This window comes from Actinacidiphila yeochonensis CN732, assembly GCF_000745345.1.
Classification (GTDB): Bacteria; Actinomycetota; Actinomycetes; order Streptomycetales; family Streptomycetaceae; genus Actinacidiphila; species Actinacidiphila yeochonensis.
The window spans coordinates 2,271,259-2,289,873 of sequence record NZ_JQNR01000005.1 but is presented as its reverse complement, the minus strand read 5'-3'; the positions used below and the strand labels follow the sequence as shown (position 1 = coordinate 2,289,873).

The window sequence follows — 18,615 nt, the reverse complement described above, 5'->3', positions numbered from 1 at the left end:
CACGCCGGACGGCCCCCGGCGCGCTCGGACCGGCGCGACCGGGGGCTTCGTCCGGGGGGAACCCGGGGGCGGACGGGGGGCGTCACGCGCCCTGGCGGACCGGGATGGAGGTGAAGGTCGGGGCGGGGGCCGGGTCCTGGAAGAAGTCGTTGCCCTTGTCGTCCACGACGACGAAGGCCGGGAAGTCCTCGACCTCGATCTTCCAGACCGCCTCCATGCCGAGCTCGGCGTACTCCAGCACCTCGACCTTCTTGATGCAGTCCTGGGCCAGCCGGGCCGCCGGGCCGCCGATCGAGCCGAGGTAGAAGCCGCCGTGCGCGGCGCACGCGTCGGTGACCTGCTTGGAGCGGTTGCCCTTGGCGAGCATCACGAAGGAGCCCCCGGCGGCCTGGAACTGCTCGACGTACGCGTCCATGCGGCCGGCCGTGGTCGGGCCGAAGGAGCCGGAGGCGTAGCCCTCGGGGGTCTTGGCCGGGCCGGCGTAGTAGACGGCGTGGTCGCGCAGGTACTGCGGCATCCCCTCGCCCGCGTCCAGCCGCTCCTTGATCTTGGCGTGCGCGATGTCGCGGGCCACCACCAGCGGGCCGGACAGCGACAGGCGGGTCTTGACCGGGTACTTCGTCAGCTCGGCGCGGATCTCGTCCATCGGCCGGTTGAGGTCGACGCGGACGACGTCCTCGTCCAGGTGCTCGTCGGTGGTCTCGGGCAGGAAGCGGGCCGGGTCGGTCTCCAGCTGCTCCAGGAAGACGCCCTCGGGCGTGATCTTGGCGAGCGCCTGGCGGTCGGCCGAGCAGGAGACGGCGATGGCGACCGGGCAGGAGGCGCCGTGCCGGGGCAGCCGGACCACGCGCACGTCGTGGCAGAAGTACTTGCCGCCGAACTGGGCACCGATGCCGATCTTCTGGGTGAGCTCGAAGACCTTCTGCTCCAGCTCCTTGTCGCGGAAGCCGTGGCCGGTCGGGGAGCCCTCGGCGGGCAGCTCGTCCAGGTAGTGCGCGGAGGCGTACTTGGCGGTCTTCAGGGCGAACTCGGCGCTGGTGCCGCCGACCACGATCGCCAGGTGGTAGGGCGGGCAGGCCGCGGTGCCCAGGGAGCGGATCTTCTCCTCCAGGAAGCGCATCATCGACGCCTCGTTGAGGACCGCCTTGGTCTCCTGGTAGAGGAAGGACTTGTTGGCGCTGCCGCCGCCCTTGGCCATGAAGAGGAACTTGTAGGCGCCGCCGTCGGTGGCGTAGAGCTCGACCTGGGCGGGCAGGTTGGAGCCGGTGTTCTTCTCCTCCCACATGGTCAGCGGGGCCATCTGGGAGTAACGCAGGTTGAGCTTGGTGTAGGCGTCGTAGATGCCGTGGGAGAGGGCCTCCTCGTCGCCGCCCTCGGTGAGCACGTTCTGGCCGCGCTTGCCCATGACGATCGCGGTGCCGGTGTCCTGGCACATGGGCAGCACGCCGGCGGCGGCGATGTTGGCGTTCTTCAGCAGGTCGAGCGCGACGAAGCGGTCGTTCGGGCTGGCCTCGGGGTCGTCCAGGATGCGGCGCAGCTGGGCGAGGTGCGCCGGGCGCAGGTAGTGCGAGATGTCGTGCATCGCCTCGGCGGCGAGACGGCGCAGCGCCTCCGGGTCCACCTTGAGGAAGGTGCGGCCGCCGGCCTCGAAGGTGCTGACGCCTTCACTGGTGACCAGGCGGTACGACGTGGTGTCCTCACCGAGGGGGAGCAGATCCGTATAGGCGAACTCGGTCATATGGGACATTCCTCACTCGGCTGCGACGACGCTGAAGCGACTCCAGCCTAGAACCTCCGCGCGGCCGTCCCGAGGTGAGGTTCGGCTCACCTGTGGACAACCCGCGCCGGCGCCACCGGGCCCCCGACCGCGCCCCGGCCCTGCCGGCGGCCGTACCCCGCAGTCGCGCCCCCTGCCCACCCCCGGCCACCCCGGCCCCGCACCCGGCCCGCACCCGGCCCGCCCGAAGGCCCGCACCCCCGAGGAACGGCGCACCGCACCCTTGGGGCCGTCTCAGGGTCGCGTCAGGTGGACTTCAGGGGCGCTCAGGGTAGTTGCGATCTATCGCGTCTCGGTACCGTTGCCGGGTGGACGAATCCCAGCTCCAGAAGCGCGCCCCCCAGCCCTCCGCCCCGCTCTCCGACGGCACGCTGCGCGCCTCCGACGCCGACCGGGACCGGGTCGCCGACATCCTGCGCGACGCCCTCGCCGAGGGCCGGCTCGACGCCGAGGAACACGCGGAGCGCCTGGAACAGGTCTACCGCGCCAAGACGGTGGGCCAGCTGGAGCCGCTGGTACGGGACCTGCCCGCCGGCCAGGCCGCCGCGACCCCGCCCCCCGCAGCCCGCCCGGCCTCCTCCGAGGGCGGCGAGAACCCCACCCTGGTGGGCATCCTCAGCGGAGCCGAGCGCAAGGGGCGCTGGCGGGTCGGCAACCGGATCACCGCCATCGCGTTCATGGGCGGCATCGAGATCGACCTGACGGAGGCCACGTTCACCTCCCCCGAGGTCGTCATCCAGTGCACGGCCGTCATGGGCGGCATCAGCATCAGGGTGCCCGAGAACGTGACGCTGCGCGGCAGCGTCGTCGGCGTCGTGGGCGGCTCCGACGTGAAGTCCTACGACGAACCGGACCCGGGCGCTCCGGTGGTCCGGGTGGTCGGTTTCGCCTTCATGGGCGGCGTCGAGGCGAAGTCCAAGCGCGGCAAGAAGGTCGGCGACCTGCGGAAGAAGGGCGCGGAGGGCTGACATCCGGCCGCCGGTGCACGCGGGTTGAACACGGTGCGCATGAAGTCGCGCACAGCGGGTAGGGGAACGGCACGCCGCCGCACGGCAGTTCCCGCCATCGCCGCGCTCCGACTCCCGGAGCGGACCAGCGGGCGCGCCGGGCGGCGACTGGCAAGCGTGGCAACTGCCGAGCCGTCGTCAGGAGTTTCCCGTGCTGCAACCGATCGAGCCCGCCGCGGACCTCTCCCTCCCGCTGGGGCACCCGCGGGATCTCGGGGGGCCATGGCACTCGGATGCCGCCTGTCGCAGCGACGAGGCGGGGCTGTTCTTCGCCCCCTCCAAGGAGCCGACGGCGGCCCGACTGGCCCGTGAGGAGGCGGCCAAGCGGGTCTGCTCCCGCTGCCCGGTGATGGTGGAGTGCCGCGAGCACGCGCTGCTCCAGCCCGAGCCGTACGGCGTGTGGGGCGGCATGACCGCGGCCGAGCGCCGGGTGGTGCTGGCCCGGCGGCGGCGGCGCGACGCCGAGCTGCACGTCCCGGCCCCGCGCGTCGCCGCCGTCGGCTGACCGCTTCCCACCCGCCCGCGGACCCGCACCCGCCGGTGCGCGCGCCCGGGCGCCCAGGCGCCCGCCTGCCCGCGTGCCCCCGGCCGGGCTCCCGGGCGGGCTCCCGGGCGGCGAAACGGTCGCACTCCCCTGGCGGCGGGACGGCCGGCGGGGCTCAGTTGGCGCGGTCGAAGTCGATCGCGCTGTACGCCCGCAGCTTCGACAGCCGGTGCACCGAGTCGATCCGCCGGATCGTGCCGGACTTCGACCGCATCACCAGGGAGGACGTGGTCGCGGTCTCGGCGCGGTACCGCACGCCCCGCAGCAGCTCGCCGTCGGTGACGCCCGTGGCCACGAAGAAGACGTTGTCGCCGCTGACCAGGTCGCGGGTGTGCAGCACCCGGTTCAGGTCGTGGCCGGCGTCCAGCGCCTTGCGGCGCTCCGCGTCGTCCTTGGGGTGCAGCCGCCCCTGGATGGTGCCGCCCAGGCAGGCCATCGCGCAGGCGGTGATGATGCCCTCCGGGGTGCCGCCGACGCCCATGAGCATGTCGACGCCGGTGTCCTCCCGGGCGGCCATGATCGACCCGGCCACGTCGCCGTCGATGATGAACTTGATCCGCGCGCCGGCTTCCCGGATCTGCCGTGCGAGGTCGTCGTGGCGCGGCCGGTCGAGCAGGACGACGGTGACCTCCCCCGGGCTGACGCCCTTGGCCTTCGCCACCCGGCGGATGTTGACGGCGGCGGGCGCGTCGATGTCCACGAACTCGGCCGCCTCCGGGCCGACCACCAGCTTGTCCATGTAGAAGACGGCCGACGGGTCGTACATCGTGCCCCGGTCGGCCACCGCGAGCACCGACACGGCGTTCGGCATGCCCTTGGCGGTCACGGTGGTGCCGTCCACCGGGTCCACGGCGACGTCGCACTCCGCACCGGTGCCGTCACCGACCCGCTCGCCGTTGTAGAGCATGGGCGCCTCGTCCTTCTCGCCCTCGCCGATGACGACCACGCCGTTCATCGACACCGTGTGGACGAGGGTGCGCATCGCCTTCACCGCGGCACCGTCGGCGCCGTTCTTGTCGCCGCGCCCGACCCAGCGGGCCGAGGCCATCGCGGCGGCCTCGGTGACCCGGACGAGCTCCAGGGCGAGGTTGCGGTCGGGCGCCTCCGGGCTCACTTCGAGCTGCGGCGGCAGATTCTGGTGGCTTTCGGTCATCACGCGCACCTTTCTGTACGGGGACGGCCGGGCTTGAGGGCGCGGCGACCCTGCCGGGGCGGGCGCCGGGTGGAGCGTGAGAATGAGCGCGATATTCATCATATGAGCGCCATCCTCGGCACGTACCCGGCCGGCGACCGGCGTACGCCCCGCCCGAGTACCCGGCCGGAGGCTCCGTACGCCCGAGCCGAGTACCCGGCCGCTGCCGGCGTACGCCTCGAACCGGTACCCGGCGGCCGGGCGCCATACGCCCATGGGGGACCATAGGGGGGTGGCAGCGGACAAGCGTGGCAACAAGACGGTGCGGGACCTGGTGCTGTCCCTGGTGGTACTGGGCGTGGCCGTCTACGGGATCTACCTCTTCATCCCGCACGGCTCCAAGAAGGACCCGGGCACGGCGGTGCGGACCGTCAGCTACACCGTGGAGCTCCAGCAGGCCCGCCGCGACGCCCCCTACAAGGTGCTCGGCCCCGAGGGCCTCGGCGCGCGCTGGCGGGCGACCTCCGTGTCGTACGACGGCTCCGACCGGCACAACGTGACCTGGCACCTGGGCTTCGTGGACCCGGAGGAGCAGTACGCGGCGGTCGAGCAGTCCAACGGGAACGGCGCGGACTTCGTCGGCCAGGTCACCATCGGCTCCCACCGCGACGCCTCCGCGACCGCCACGGTCGACGGCCAGACCTGGCAGCGCTGGTCCGGCGGCCGGTACGCGGCCCTGGTCCGCCAGGACAGCGGCGTCACCACCGTCGTCCTGGGCACCGCCCCGCAGACCCAGCTCGAACAGCTCGCGGCCTCCCTGCGGCAGTCGGCGTAACGGCGGCAGGCGGCGTAACGACGGCAGGCGGCACGGAGGCCGGGTCCGCAGGGGACGCGCGGGCCGCGCGCCCGGAGCCCGTACGCCGCCGGGCGCGGGAGGCTGGCCCCCTCGCGCAGGCGGCCACCCGCCCCCGGGGGGCGTGCGAGCCCGCCGGACACGCCCTCCCGCGCGCCGGGACACCCCCGGACACGCCGGGAGACGGGAAGAAAGCCGTCACCCGGCGCACTGTAGAAGTCATGGACGCCACGGACCACACAGACCACGGGGACCGCACGGACGGCCCGCAGGACGGATTCCGCGTCGAGCACGACTCGATGGGCGAGGTGCGCGTGCCCGCGGCCGCGCGGTGGGGCGCGCAGACGCAGCGCGCCGTGGAGAACTTCCCCATCTCCGGGCAGCGCATCGAGCGCGCCCACATCCGGGCGCTGGCCCGGATCAAGGCCGCCGCGGCGAAGGCCAACGCCGAGCTGGGCGTGCTGGAGCCCGACATGGCCGAGGCGATCCAGGCCGCCGCCGCCGAGGTGGTGGAGGGCACCTGGGACGAGCACTTCCCCGTCGACGTCTTCCAGACCGGCTCCGGCACCTCGTCCAACATGAACGCCAACGAGGTCATCGCCGCCCTCGCCACCGAGCGCCTGGGCCGCCCGGTGCACCCGAACGACCATGTCAACGCCTCGCAGTCGAGCAACGACGTCTTCCCGTCCTCCCTGCACATCGCCGCCACCGAGGCCGTCACCGGGGACCTGATGCCGGCCCTGGAGCACCTGGCGCAGGCCCTGGAGGCGAAGGCCGGCGAGTTCGCGGACGTGGTGAAGGCCGGCCGCACCCACCTGATGGACGCCACGCCCGTCACCCTCGGCCAGGAGTTCGGCGGGTACGCGGCCCAGGTCCGGTACGGCTACGAGCGACTGGCCTCGGCGCTGCCGCGGCTGACCGAGCTGCCGCTGGGCGGCACCGCCGTGGGCACCGGCATCAACACCCCGCCCGGCTTCCCGTCCGCCGTGATCGCCGAGGTCGCCCGCGCCACCGGGCTGCCGCTGACCGAGGCGCGCAACCACTTCGAGGCCCAGGGCGCGCGGGACGCGGTGGTCGAGACCTCCGGCCAGCTGCGCACCATCGCGGTCGGCCTGACGAAGATCGCCAACGACCTGCGCTGGATGTCCTCCGGCCCGCGCACCGGCCTGGCCGAGATCAGCCTGCCCGACCTCCAGCCCGGCTCCTCGATCATGCCCGGCAAGGTGAACCCGGTGGTCCCGGAGGCGGTGCTCATGGTGGCCGCCCAGGTGATCGGGAACGACACGGCGGTGACCGTGGCCGGCGCGGCCGGGAACTTCGAGCTCAACGTGATGCTGCCGGTGATCGCCCGCAACATCCTGGAGTCGGTGCGGCTGCTGGCGAACGTCTCCCGGCTGCTGGCCGACCGCACCGTCGAGGGCATCACCGCCGACCGCGAACGGGCCCGGGAGTACGCCGAGTCCTCACCGTCCGTCGTCACCCCCCTCAACCGGTACATCGGCTACGAGGAGGCGGCGAAGGTCGCCAAGCGGTCCCTGGCGGAGCGGAAGACGATCCGTCAGGTCGTCCTGGAGGGAGGGTACGTGGAGCGCGGACTGCTCACCGAGGAGCAGCTCGACGAGGCCCTCGACGTGCTCCGGATGACCCGTCCGTGACGGCCGCCCCCGCACCGGGCGCGCCCGGCACCGTGTGATCCACTCCGCACACTCTGTGCACGACGGTCCGTACACTCTGTGCATGACAGCCGACCTCGACGCCGCCCGTACCGGAGGAACCGACCGCCCGCGCTTCTGGAGCCCCGGGACGCAGATCCTGTGGCGCTACCGCGGCAACGGCACCGACGCGGTGCACATCTGCCGCCCGGTGACGGTGGTCCGCGACGGCCCGGAGCTGCTCGCGGTCTGGCTTGCGCCGCACACCCCGTGCGTGCGGCCGGTGATGGAGGACGGCACACCGGTCCACCAGGAGCCGCTGGCCACCCGCTACACGCGGCCCCGGCGCCGGGCCGTCGAGGAGTGGTTCGGCGCGGGCGTGCTCAAACTCGCGCGTCCGGGTGAGCCGTGGTCGGTATGGCTGTTCTGGGACGTGGATTGGCACTTCCGCAGCTGGTACGTGAACCTGGAGGAGCCGTTGCGCCGCTGGTCGGGCGGGGTCGACTCCGAGGACCACTTCCTGGACGTCTCCGTCCACCCCGACCGCACCTGGCACTGGCGGGACGAGGACGAGTTCGCGCAGGCGCAGGCCGACGGGCTGATGCCGGCCGAGGTGGCGGTCCGGGTGCGGCAGGCCGGGCAGCGCGCGGTGGAGCGGGTGGCCACCTGGGGGACCCCGTTCCGGGACGGCTGGCAGGAGTGGCGGCCGGACCCGGCCTGGCCGGTGCCGGAGCTGCCCGCCGACTGGGACCGCCCGGCGGACCGGCCCGGCGCGGCCTGACGCAGGCGCGGAGGCAGGGGCGGGGCAGGCGCAGGCGCAGGCGCAGGCGCAGGCCGACGGTCCGGCACCGGCACCGGCACGACGCGGCCTGACGTCGGTGCCGGCGGGTCGCTGCGGGCTCCCGGCAGCCGTGCCCGGACGGCCGGCGGGAGAAGCCCGCCAACGGCGTTCCACCGCCGGCCGGCGGGCCCGCGGCCGCCCGGCGTTCCGCACCCCGTCCGCCGTCCGGCCCGGGCCCGCCCCCGCCCGCCTCCGGCTCGCCGCCGGGCGTACAGCCGCGCCCTGTCCGGGTCGCCCTTTCCCCCCGCCGGCGGCGCCCGACCGGCGCCGGCCCCCGCCCGCGGACCACCCGCCGAGCCCGCCGGCCGACGCCGCCCCACCCCCTCCGACCAGCACTGACCAGCGCTGACCAGCACCGACGCGGGGCCGCCGGAGGCCCGGGGAGAGGCCCGGCCGCCCGGGCACCGGGACGGTCCGCCGCGGGTTTCCCGCTCCCTTTGCCGCCCGCCCCGCCGCGACCGTAGGATCGTTTCCCAGGGAGACTGCACAATTGCCCTCCGCGGCCTAAAGTTTGACGCACCGTCACAGGGGTACGAACGAGTGCCGCGTGCGGCATATGCCACCGCACGCACGCGCCAGGCCGACGCTCTTCAGGACCGGGTTCCGCGACCGGTCCCGCACCGGCCGGCCAGCCCACCGAACAGCGCAGTCAGGGAGGCTCCTAGCAGTGAGAAACGGCGGCCACGAGTACGTGGGGGTGGTTCCCCCGCACGAGGAGCCGAGCGGCCACCGGGCCGGACAGGCCACGGCGTTCGACGCCATCGGGGACCGGTACGACGAGGCGTTCCCGCACAAGGAGGGGCAGATCGCGGCCGGCGGCTGGCTGACCGCGTCGCTGCCCGCCGGCTCCCGCGTGCTGGACGCGGGCTGCGGCACCGGCGTCCCGACGGTCCGGCAGCTGTCCGCCGCGGGGCTGCTCGTCACCGGCGTGGAGCTGTCGCCGGGAATGCTGGCCCTGGCCCGGCGGAACGTGCCGGACGCCGAGTACCTGTCGGCCGACCTCACCCGCCTGCTGGCGGACGGCCTGCTCGCCCCCGGCTCGTTCGACGCCGTCACGGCGTTCTTCACCCTGCTGATGCTGCCCAGGCGCGAGATCCCGGGCGCCCTCGGCATGCTCCGGGAGCTGCTGGTCCCCGGCGGGCTGCTGGCCCTCGGCATGGTCGAGGCCGACGTCGACGACGTGCCGATCCCGTTCCTCGGCCACATCGTGCGGGTCTCGGGCTACCTGCGGGAGGACCTGCACCACCTGGTGACCGACGCGGGTTTCGAGGTGGTCAAGGAGGAGTCCTACGGGTACGCCCCGGCCAGCACCGACGTCCCGCCCGAGGAGCAGATCTTCCTCTACTGCCGACGAGCCTGACCGAAGGCCACCGCCCCGCCGCACCGCACCGCCCGGGGCATCCGACGGAGGACCGACTCCCGTGACCACCGACCCGCCGCGCCCGCTCGGGCGCCCCGCCACGCAGCAGCCCGACCCGCGCGGCGACCACGGCCCGCGCGGACCGCAGGCCGAGCCGTCTGCCGAGCCGGCCGCCGCCGCGCCCGCCGACACCGGCAACGCCCGGCCCGGTCGCGGCCGGGCCGGCGGGGGCCGTTCCCGGGCCCCGCGCCACGACACCCCGCAGGACGGCTCCGCCGCCGGCCGTGAGGCGGACGGCGGCCACGACCGCGACCACGGCTCCCGCCGGCAGGACGCCCGGGCCCACCACGACGACCCGGCCCCGGCCGCCCCCGCCGTCCCGCCGCCCACCCGGCAGGACGGGTACGGCGAGAGCCCGGCCGGGTCCGAGGCGTACAGTGCACGGCACGACGGCGGCGCGGCCGAGCCGTCCGGTTCCCCGGAGGCCCCGGCACGGGCGTACGGCACGGAACCGGTCGACGGACCCGACCAGCTGTCCGCGACGGTCTACGGGACGGGATGGATGGCGGGCACGACGGAGGGGAGCGAGGCGTTGCGCGCGTTTGTCAGCACGCCGCCGCGGGGTACGGCGCTGGATGCCGCCGGTCACCCGGCCGACGAGGACTCCACAGGGATGCGCATCCCGATGCCGGTGCAGACCGGCCCGGAGGCCGACCGGCTGCGCTACGTGGGCGCGGCCACCCGCCGGATCGCCCGCGGTCTGGACCTCGACGAGATCCTGCTCGGCCTGTGCCGTTCCGCGGTGCCGGCCTTCGCCGACGCCATCCTCGTCTACCTGCGCGAGCCGCTGCCGGTCGGCGACGAGCGCCCCTCGGGTCCGCTGCGGCTGCGGCTGCGCCGGGCCGACGGCAGCCTGGACGGCCCCGACGGCGAGGAGGAGGTGCCGGTCGGCAGCCTGCCCGCGCTGGAGACGCCGTACGGCGGGGCGCCGGAGACCATCGGGGTGCTGCTGGACGGCCCGCTGGCCGAGGTGCTGCGCGGGGTCCGGCCGGTGTTCACCGAGTACCCGAGGGCCGCCGACGCGCTGGCCGAACTGCTGGGCAACCCGGGCGTCCCGCTGCCGTCCGGTCGCCGGGCACTGCTGGCGCCGCTGCGCGGTCGGCGCCGGGTCATCGGGGCGGCGGTGCTGCTGCGCCGTGCCGACAGTCCCCCGTTCGAGGCCGACGACCTGCTGATCGCCGCCCAGCTCGCCACCCACACCGCGCTCGGGGTGGACAAGGCGGTGCTGTACGGGCGGGAGGCGTACATCGCGGACGCCCTCCAGCGGGAGATGCTGCCGGACTCCCTGCCGCAGCCCACCGGGGTGCAGCTGGCCAGCCGCTACCTGCCGGCCGCGGAGTCCGCCCGGGTCGGCGGCGACTGGTATGACGCGATCCCGCTGCCCGGCAGCCGCGTGGCGCTGGTCGTCGGCGACGTGATGGGCCACTCCATGACCTCGGCGGCGATCATGGGCCAGCTGCGCACCACCGTGCAGACCCTCGCCGGGCTCGACCTCGCCCCGCAGGAGGTGCTGTACCACCTGGACGAGCAGGCCCAGCGGCTCGGCGAGGACCGCATGGCGACCTGCGTCTACGCCGTCTACGACCCGATCGCTCACCGCATGGTCGTGGCCAACGCCGGCCACCCGCCGCCCGTGCTGCTGCACGCGGACGGCACCGCCGAGGTGCTCAAGGTGCCCCCGGGCGCCCCGATCGGCGTGGGCGGGGTGCCCTTCGAGGCGGTGGAGCTGCCGGCGCCGGCCGGCGCGACGCTGCTGCTCTACACCGACGGCCTGGTGGAGTCCCGCAGCCGTGACGTGTGGGGCGGCATCGAGCTGCTCCGCGAGCGGCTGCACGACGCCGCGGCGGTGGTCTCCCCGCCGCCCCTGGAGCCGCTGTGCGACGAGGTGCTGGAGATCCTCGGCCCCGGCGACCGCGACGACGACATCGCCCTGCTCGCGGCCCGGTTCGCCGGGATCGCGCCGAGCGACGTCGCCTACTGGTTCCTGGAGCCGCAGGCCCAGACCGCCGGCCGGGCCCGCCGCCTGGTCCGCCAGGCGCTGCGCCGCTGGGGTCTTGAGGAGCAGGTGGACGCGGCCGAGCTGCTGGTCAGCGAGATCGTCACCAACGCCGTCCGGTACGCCGAACGCCCCGTCACCCTGCGGCTGCTCCGCACCGACGTCCTGCGCTGCGAGGTCGGCGACGATGCCCCGCTCCTCCCCCGCATGCGCCACGCCGCCCCCGAGGAGGAGGGCGGCCGCGGCCTGTACCTCGTCAACCGGATGGCCCAGCGCTGGGGCGCCACCCGCCTGGGCGCCGGGAAGGTCGTCTGGTTCGAGCTGCCCCTGTAACCGCCGCCGCGCGGGCCGGGAGGCGCACGGCGGACTCCCCGGGGGTGGGCCGGGAGGGTGCGAGGGACCTCCCGGCGGCGCCACGGGGCGGCGGGCCAGGGGCCCGGGCACCCGGAGGCGGGCGGGCGAGGGTACGACGTGACGACGTGCCCGGGTGATGGTTCGGTGCGAGGGTGGGTAGCAGCCCCCGCGAAAGCGATCCGACCCATGGTCCGGCTCGCGGTCGTCCCGGACCGCACCGGACGGGAGGACACACCCTCATGAGCACTCCGAAGGTCCAGCCCACCACCAACAACGCCGGCATCCCGGTGGAGAGCGACGAGCACTCGCTGACCGTGGGCCGGGACGGCCCGATCCTCCTCCAGGACCACTACCTGATCGAGAAGATGGCCCAGTTCAACCGGGAACGGGTCCCCGAGCGGGTGGTGCACGCCAAGGGCAGCGGGGCGTACGGGCGGTTCGAGGTGACGAACGACGTCAGCCAGTTCACCAAGGCCGACCTCTTCCAGCCCGGCCGCGGCACCCGGATGCTGGCCCGCTTCTCGACCGTGGCCGGCGAGCAGGGCAGCCCCGACACCTGGCGCGACCCGCGCGGCTTCGCGCTGAAGTTCTACACCGAGCACGGCAACTACGACCTGGTCGGCAACAACACCCCGGTGTTCTTCGTCCGGGACACGATCAAGTTCCAGGACTTCATCCGCAGCCAGAAGCGCCGCCCGGACAACGGCCTGCGCGACAACGACATGCAGTGGGACTTCTGGACGCTGTCCCCGGAGTCCGCGCACCAGGTCACCTGGCTGATGGGCGACCGGGGCATCCCGAAGACCTACCGCAACATGAACGGCTACGGCTCGCACACGTTCATGTGGATCAACGGCGGAGGGGAGAAGTTCTGGGTCAAGTACCACTTCAAGACCGACCAGGGCATCGACTTCCTCACCCAGGCCGACGCCGACGCGCTGGCCGGGGAGAACGCCGACTTCCACCGGCAGGACCTGTGGCAGGCGATCGACCGCGGCGAGCACCCGTCGTGGACGCTGTACGTGCAGGTGATGCCGTTCGACGACGCGCCGGACTACCGGTTCAACCCGTTCGACCTGACGAAGGTGTGGCCGCACGGCGACTACCCGCTCGTCGAGGTCGGCCGGATGACGCTGGACACGAACCCCGAGGACTTCTTCGTCCACATCGAGCAGGCGGCGTTCGAGCCCTCGAACATGGTGCCCGGAGTGGCACCGTCGCCGGACAAGATGCTGCTCGGCCGGCTCTTCTCGTACCCCGACACGCACCGCTACCGGATCGGCCCGAACTACGCGCAGCTGCCGCCGAACCGCCCGCACGTGCCGGTGCACTCGTACGCCAAGGACGGCCCGATGCGCTACGAGCCGGCCCGCACCGGCGCGCCGTACGCGCCGAACTCGTACGGCGGCCCCGCGGCCTCCCCGGAGGCGTACGGCGACATCGCGGGCTGGCAGGCGGCCGGGGACATGGTGCGCGAGGCGTACTCCCTGCACCGCGAGGACGACGACTTCGGTCAGCCGGGCACGATGGTCCGCGAGGTCCTGGACGACGCGGCGCGCGACCGGCTGGTCTCGAACGTCGCGGGCCACCTGTCGGACGGGGTGAGCGCTCCGGTGCTGGAGCGGGCGTTCGCGTACTGGAGCAGCGTGGACGACAAGATCGGCGCGCGGATCAAGGCGGCGGTCAGGAAGTCCTGAGCCCACGCGGTGGTCAGGAAGCCCTGAGCCCACCTCGCCGGAGCATCCCGAGGCGCAGCCCCGGGCCACGTGCCGAACACCCGTGGCCCGGGGCTGCACACGTCCTCCGGCACCCGGGCGCGAGGTGTCCGGGCGCTGTACGGGCACCGGTCCGGGCGCTGTACGGGTGAGGACGGAGGATCGCTCACGGCGTGTATACACACTATGTATACGCGTCGTGTACTCTGCTCGGCATGTCAATCGGCCACACCCTGCTGGGTCTTCTGGAGTCCGGGCCGCGCCATGGCTACGACCTCAAGCGCACCTTCGACGAACGCTTCGGGCACGACCGCCCGCTCGCCTACGGGCAGGTCTACTCGACGATGGCCAGGCTGCTGCGGAACGGCCTGGTCGAGGTCGAGGGGATCGAGCCCGGCGAGGGGCCCGAGCGCAAGCGGTACGCCATCACCGACGCCGGGGTCACCGACGTCCAGGACTGGCTCAGCCGTCCGGAGAAGCCCGAGCCGTACCTCCAGACGACGCTCTACACCAAGGTCGTCCTGTCGCTGATGTCCGGGCGCTCCGCCGCCGACCTGCTGGACACCCAGCGCTCCGAACACCTGCGGCTGATGCGCGAGCTGACCCGCCGCAAGCGCGACGGCGACCTCGCCGACCAGCTGATCTGCGACCACGCGCTCTTCCACCTGGAGGCCGACCTGCGCTGGCTGGAACTGACCGCGGCCCGGCTGGAGCAGCTCGCCCGGGTGGTGGTCCGATGACCGCCGCCGAGCCGCTGCTGACCGCCACCGGCCTGCGCAAGAGCTACGGCCGCACCCCGGCCCTGGACGGCGCGGACCTCACCGTGCGGGCCGGCGAGGTGGTCGCGGTGATGGGGCCGTCCGGGTCGGGGAAGTCGACGCTGCTGCACTGCCTGGCCGGGATCGTCCAGGCCGACGAGGGCGAGGTCCGGTACGCCGGCCGGAACCTGACCGCGATGTCCGACGGCGAGCGCAGCGCGCTGCGCCGCACCGACTTCGGCTTCGTCTTCCAGTTCGGCCGGCTGGTACCGGAGCTGAGCTGCCTGGAGAACGTGGCGATGCCGCTGCGGCTGGGCGGCGCCCGGCGCCGCGCGGCGGAGGCGGAGGCCGCCCGCTGGCTGGAGCGGCTGGAGGTCGCCGACCTCGGCTCCCAGCGGCCCGGCGAGATATCCGGCGGCCAGGGGCAGCGGGTCGCGGTGGCCCGGGCACTGGTCGGCGGGCCCCGGGTGGTCTTCGCCGACGAGCCCACGGGGGCGCTGGACTCGCTCAACGGCGAGCGGGTGATGCGGCTGCTGACCGACGCCGCGCGGGACTCCGGTGCCGCCGTCGTCCTCGTCACCCACGAGGCACGGGTGGCGGCGTACTCGGACCGGGAGGTCGTCGTGCGGGACGGGAAGTCGCGCGACACGGAGCGGGTGTCATGACCGCCGGACAGGGCACCCTCCCCCGGACGGGCCCGGCGGGCCCCGGAGTCCAGCGCCCCCCGAACGGGCTGCGCGGCTGGGCGCGGGACCTCGCGACGGGCGGGCGCTTCGCGCTGTCGGGCGGCCGCGAGGGCTGGACCCGGACCCTGCTGACGGCCGTCGGGGTGGGCCTGGGCGTCGCCATGCTGCTGCTCGCCACCGCCGTGCCGGGCATGGTGCGGCTCCGCGACGACAAGTCCGCCGCCCGCTCCACCCTGACGGGGCAGTACATCGCCCACCCGGGCCGGGACACGCTGCTGGTCGCCGGCGCCGACACGACGTACCACGGCCGGGACGTCACCGGCGTCCTGACCCACCCCGAGGGGCCGGACACTCCGCTGCCTCCCGGGGTGGACCGCTTCCCCGGGACGGGCGAGATGGTGGTCTCACCGGCCCTGCGCCGCCTGCTCGCCGGCACCCCGCTGCTCCGGCAGCGCCTGCCCTACAAGGACGTGGGCACCATCGGCCAGGCCGGCCTGATCGGCCCGTCCGAGCTGTACTACTACGCCGGCAGCGACCAGCTCACGCCCCGCGACGCGCACTACCGGAACGGGAACGCGGACCGGATATCCCGGTTCGGCGCACGGCGGTACACCGGCCGGGTGACGGGGCCGACCTTCGACCTGCTGCTGGTGATCGTCCTGGTGGCGCTGCTGATGCCGGTGGGGGTCTTCGTCACCACGTCGGCGCGGCTGGGCGGCGAGCGGCGCGACCGGCGGCTGGCCGCACTGCGGCTGCTGGGCGCCGACCGGCTGACGGTCCTCCGGACCGCGGCCGGTGAGGCGCTGGCGGGCGCGCTGCTCGGGCTGCTGCTGGGCGCGGCGTTCTTCCTCGTCGGACGGCAACTCGCAGCGCACGTCTCCCTGCGGGAGGTCTCCGCCTTCCCGTCGGACCTGCGACCGGGGACCGGGCTGACCGTGCTGGTCGCGCTGGCGGTGCCGGCCGCCGCGATCGCGGTGACGATGGCGAGCCTGCGCGCGACCGCGATCGAACCGCTGGGAGTGGTCCGCGGCGCCCCCACGCGGCGACGCCGGCTGTGGTGGCGGCTGCTCACCCCCGCTCTCGGGCTGGCCCTGCTGGTGCCGCTGTTCGGCAAGGCCAAGGGCTCCGGGAGCATCAACCAGTACCAGGTGGCCGCCGGCACGGTGCTGCTGCTCCTCGGCGTGACGGCGGTGCTGCCGTGGCTGGTCGAGGTGCTGGTCGGGCGGCTGCACGGCGGCCCGGTGGCGTGGCAGCTCGCGGTCCGCAGGCTCCAGCTGGCCTCGGGGCTGTCGGCGCGGACCGTCAGCGGCGTGACGGTCGCGGTGGCGGGCGCCATCGCGCTGCAGATGCTCTTCCAGGGCGTCAGCTGGGAGTTCAGCGACCCCACGGGGGCCGACCCGGACCGGGCTCAGGTCCTCGTCCTCACCCCCGGCAGCGGCGTCGAGTCGCTGCGCCGCGACACGGCGATGCTGTCGGCCACCCCGGGCGTCACCGGCGTGCACGGCTACGTCAGGGGGCAGGCCACTCAGCCGGACGCCGCGAGCTACCGCCACGACACCGAGAACCTGGTCTCCGTCCCCTTCGAGGTCGGGGACTGCCCGACCCTGCGTGAGCTGGCCGGGATCACCTCCTGCCGATCAGGCAGCGTCTTCCTGGTGCGCCAGGACGGCACCATGGGCGACCCGGCGGAGACGGCCCCCTACCTCAAGGCGGGCGCCAGGCTCGACCTCAACGTGCCCGAGGGCTCCGCGTACACCGGCTCACCGCGACTGTGGACGATCCCGGTCGGCACGCCGACGGTACCGGGACGTGTCAGCCCCGTCGGGGACCACGAATGGGGCGTGCTGGCCACGCCGGAGGCGGTCGACACCGCGTGGCTGACCGACACGGCGACACAGGTCATGGTGAACATCGACCCGCACCGCACGGACGCGATCGAGTACGTCCGCAACACCGCGGCCCGCACCGGCGTCGGCACGGAGACGCTCACCCTCACCAGCAGCACGGAGAACCCCGAGTTCACCCAGCTGCGGCACGGGCTGTTCGCCGGGGCGGCGCTCACCATGGCTCTGATCGGGGCGAGCCTGCTGGTGTCGGTACTGGAGCAGCTGCGCGAGCGGCGCAGGCTGCTGGCGGTGCTGGTCGCGTTCGGCACCAAGCGGTCCGTGTTGGCCTGGTCGGTGCTGTGGCAGACGGCCGTTCCGGTGGTGCTGGGACTGGCCCTGGCGAGCGTCGGAGGCGTCGGGATCGGCTTGGCGCTGCTGCGGACGGCCGGACGGCCGCTCACCGTGCACTGGGCCGTCGTGGCCGAGATGGCGGGGGTCGGCGGCGCGGTCGTCCTGGCGGTGACGCTGCTGAGCCTGCCGGTGCTGTGGCGGCTGATGCGGGCCGACGGACTGCGCACGGAGTAGGCGGCCCCGTCCGCTCCGCCCAGGGGGTGTCACCGCGCCGGCGGGGGCACCCCCTTCGGCTTGGGTGCCGTGGGGGCCGACCGGGTCAGGTGGCCGAGGCCGACTCGTCCTCGGGGGCGGACTCGCGGGCGGCGTCGCCGTCGGCCGGAGCGGCCTCGGAGGGCGCGGCGGCGGAGGGCGCGGCCGGCTCGGCGGCCGCGGTGGGCGCGGCCGGCTCCGCGCCGGGGGCCGGCGCCCCGCCCGGGACGGCGGGGCCGTCCCGACCTCGGCCGCGGCCTGCGCGCGGGCGCGCTGCCGCAGGTACCCGACAGCGGTGTTGCTCACGGCCACCAGCGGCACCGCGCTGATCGCGCCGCCGATGCCGGCCACCAGTGCCCCGGCCGCCACCGAGAGCACCACGGCCAGCGGGTGCACCCGCACCGCCCGGCCCAGGATGAACGGCTGGAGCACGTGGCCCTCGATCTGCTGGACCACCAGCACCACGGCGAGCACCATCAGCGCGGTGAACGGCCCCTGCGTGACGAGTGCGACGACCACGGCGACGGCGCCGGAGGCGACCGCGCCGACCAGCGGCACGAAGGAGCACAGGAAGATCACCACGGCCAGCGGCACCGCCATCGGCACCTGGAGGAAGAAGAGGCCGATGCCGATGAAGATCGCGTCGATCATCGCCACGATGACCGTGCCGCGCACGTAGAGGGTGAGGGTGCGCCACGCCCGCGGCCCGGCACCGGCCAGCGCCTCACGGGCCTGTACCGGGAAGAGCCGCAGCACCCAGTTCCAGATGTTGGCGCCGTCGTAGAGCAGGAAGAGGGTGCTGAACATCGCCAGCAGCGCGCCGGTGAAGAACTCGACCACGACGGTGACACCCTGCAGACCGACGTCGGTGAGCTGCTTGGTGTTGTGGCTCAGCGCGTTGCTGAGGTTGTTGGCGACCTGGTTGATCTGGTGCTCGGTGACGTGGAAGGGGCTGTGCAGCAGCCAGTGCTTGCCCTGGGTGATGCCGTCCTGGAGGCTGTCGGACAGGTTGTTGGCGTTGTCCATCACCTGCCAGACGACGAACCAGCCGACCAGCCCCATGACGACGAAGCCGCCGACGAAGACGGCGGCCGTGGCCAGTCCGCGCGGCACCCCGGCGCGCTTGAGCCGGGCCACGAAGGGCTGGAGCAGGGCGGTGATCAGCAGGGCGGCGACGAAGGCCAGCACGACCAGCCGGATCGCGCCGATGATCCGCGTCAGCACCCAGACGGTGCCGGCCAGGACGAGCAGCCGCCAGCCGATCTCCGCGGCCACCCGCATGCTCCACGGCACGACCGACACCGGACTGCCCGCGGCGGGGCGGGGCGCCCGCGGCGCCTGGGTGCTCCCGGCGGGCTCGGTGCCGGCGGTCTGTACGGGCACCGGCGCGGGCGCCTCCGCCCGGACCGGCGTGTCACGGGCCGAGACGGCGGCGTGCCGGGCGTCGAGGC

General features: G+C 74.2%; 13 protein-coding genes and 1 pseudogene. 11 read left to right on the top strand and 3 right to left on the bottom strand.

The annotated features are described in order from the left end of the window. Positions 1-82: 82 nt before the first annotated feature. Positions 83-1,747 carry a fumarate hydratase gene (locus BS72_RS21695; RefSeq protein ID WP_322942396.1) on the bottom strand — a complete coding sequence of 555 codons (1,665 nt, stop codon included), beginning with the start codon at positions 1,745-1,747 and terminating at the stop codon, positions 83-85. A gap of 338 nt (positions 1,748-2,085) precedes the next feature. On the opposite strand from BS72_RS21695, the gene BS72_RS21690 reads away from it, so the two are divergent. Next, positions 2,086-2,745 (top strand): DUF1707 SHOCT-like domain-containing protein, encoded by a 660-nt coding sequence (locus BS72_RS21690; RefSeq protein WP_037912782.1) that lies wholly within the window; start codon positions 2,086-2,088, stop codon positions 2,743-2,745. 190 nt (positions 2,746-2,935) lie between these two features. After that, positions 2,936-3,289: a WhiB family transcriptional regulator gene (locus BS72_RS21685; protein ID WP_037912781.1), complete on the top strand. Its 354-nt coding sequence runs from the start codon at positions 2,936-2,938 to the stop codon at positions 3,287-3,289. Between the two features lie 154 nt (positions 3,290-3,443). On the opposite strand, the gene glpX is transcribed toward BS72_RS21685, so the two are convergent. Then, complete coding sequence (gene glpX / locus BS72_RS21680; RefSeq protein WP_037912779.1) at positions 3,444-4,481, bottom strand: class II fructose-bisphosphatase; 1,038 nt, start codon at positions 4,479-4,481, stop codon at positions 3,444-3,446. 271 nt (positions 4,482-4,752) lie between these two features. Here glpX and BS72_RS21675 point away from each other — a divergent pair, with 271 nt between their 5' ends. The 9 genes from BS72_RS21675 (at position 4,753) to BS72_RS21635 (ending at position 17,146) form a co-directional block, all read left to right on the top strand. Further along, complete coding sequence (locus BS72_RS21675; protein WP_322942392.1) at positions 4,753-5,295, top strand: DUF4245 domain-containing protein; 543 nt, start codon at positions 4,753-4,755, stop codon at positions 5,293-5,295. A gap of 239 nt (positions 5,296-5,534) precedes the next feature. Next, positions 5,535-6,968, top strand: coding sequence for a class II fumarate hydratase (locus BS72_RS21670; RefSeq protein WP_037912776.1), 1,434 nt, complete (start codon positions 5,535-5,537; stop codon positions 6,966-6,968). 82 nt (positions 6,969-7,050) lie between these two features. Next, positions 7,051-7,746: a cytidylyl-2-hydroxypropylphosphonate hydrolase gene (fomD, locus tag BS72_RS21665; RefSeq protein ID WP_037912775.1), complete on the top strand. Its 696-nt coding sequence runs from the start codon at positions 7,051-7,053 to the stop codon at positions 7,744-7,746. A gap of 727 nt (positions 7,747-8,473) precedes the next feature. Then, positions 8,474-9,166 carry a class I SAM-dependent DNA methyltransferase gene (locus BS72_RS21660; RefSeq protein ID WP_407638995.1) on the top strand — a complete coding sequence of 231 codons (693 nt, stop codon included), beginning with the start codon at positions 8,474-8,476 and terminating at the stop codon, positions 9,164-9,166. A gap of 61 nt (positions 9,167-9,227) precedes the next feature. Beyond that, positions 9,228-11,555, top strand: coding sequence for an ATP-binding SpoIIE family protein phosphatase (locus BS72_RS21655; RefSeq protein WP_107498849.1), 2,328 nt, complete (start codon positions 9,228-9,230; stop codon positions 11,553-11,555). Between the two features lie 260 nt (positions 11,556-11,815). After that, positions 11,816-13,273, top strand: a complete 1,458-nt coding sequence (locus BS72_RS21650) for a catalase (protein ID WP_037912773.1) — start codon at positions 11,816-11,818, stop codon at positions 13,271-13,273. Positions 13,274-13,506: 233 nt separating this feature from the next. Then, positions 13,507-14,031, top strand: coding sequence for a PadR family transcriptional regulator (locus BS72_RS21645; RefSeq protein ID WP_037912771.1), 525 nt, complete (start codon positions 13,507-13,509; stop codon positions 14,029-14,031). Beyond that, entirely contained in the window at positions 14,028-14,714 is a 687-nt protein-coding gene (locus tag BS72_RS21640) for an ABC transporter ATP-binding protein (protein ID WP_037912769.1), read from the top strand. Before BS72_RS21645 ends, BS72_RS21640 begins: the two co-directional genes overlap by 4 nt. After that, positions 14,711-17,146 carry an FtsX-like permease family protein gene (locus BS72_RS21635; protein WP_078901532.1) on the top strand — a complete coding sequence of 812 codons (2,436 nt, stop codon included), beginning with the start codon at positions 14,711-14,713 and terminating at the stop codon, positions 17,144-17,146. The genes BS72_RS21640 and BS72_RS21635 overlap by 4 nt, the downstream gene beginning before the upstream one ends. 360 nt (positions 17,147-17,506) lie before the next feature. Here the strand turns inward: BS72_RS21635 and BS72_RS34500 are convergent. Further along, a pseudogene (locus tag BS72_RS34500) lies at positions 17,507-18,445 on the bottom strand (AI-2E family transporter); the annotation flags it as partial. Positions 18,446-18,615 lie beyond the last annotated feature (170 nt).

Bases quoted from the DNA above. Each gene is read 5' to 3' on its own strand.
- BS72_RS21635 (WP_078901532.1), top strand. From the start codon at position 14,711: ATGACCGCCGGACAGGGCACCCTCCCCCGGACGGGCCCGGCGGGCCCC.
- BS72_RS21650 (WP_037912773.1), top strand. From the start codon at position 11,816: ATGAGCACTCCGAAGGTCCAGCCCACCACCAACAACGCCGGCATCCCG.
- fomD (WP_037912775.1), top strand. From the start codon at position 7,051: ATGACAGCCGACCTCGACGCCGCCCGTACCGGAGGAACCGACCGCCCG.
- glpX (WP_037912779.1), bottom strand. From the start codon at position 4,481: ATGACCGAAAGCCACCAGAATCTGCCGCCGCAGCTCGAAGTGAGCCCG.
- BS72_RS21645 (WP_037912771.1), top strand. From the start codon at position 13,507: ATGTCAATCGGCCACACCCTGCTGGGTCTTCTGGAGTCCGGGCCGCGC.
- BS72_RS21670 (WP_037912776.1), top strand. From the start codon at position 5,535: ATGGACGCCACGGACCACACAGACCACGGGGACCGCACGGACGGCCCG.
- BS72_RS21695 (WP_322942396.1), bottom strand. From the start codon at position 1,747: ATGTCCCATATGACCGAGTTCGCCTATACGGATCTGCTCCCCCTCGGT.
- BS72_RS21640 (WP_037912769.1), top strand. From the start codon at position 14,028: ATGACCGCCGCCGAGCCGCTGCTGACCGCCACCGGCCTGCGCAAGAGC.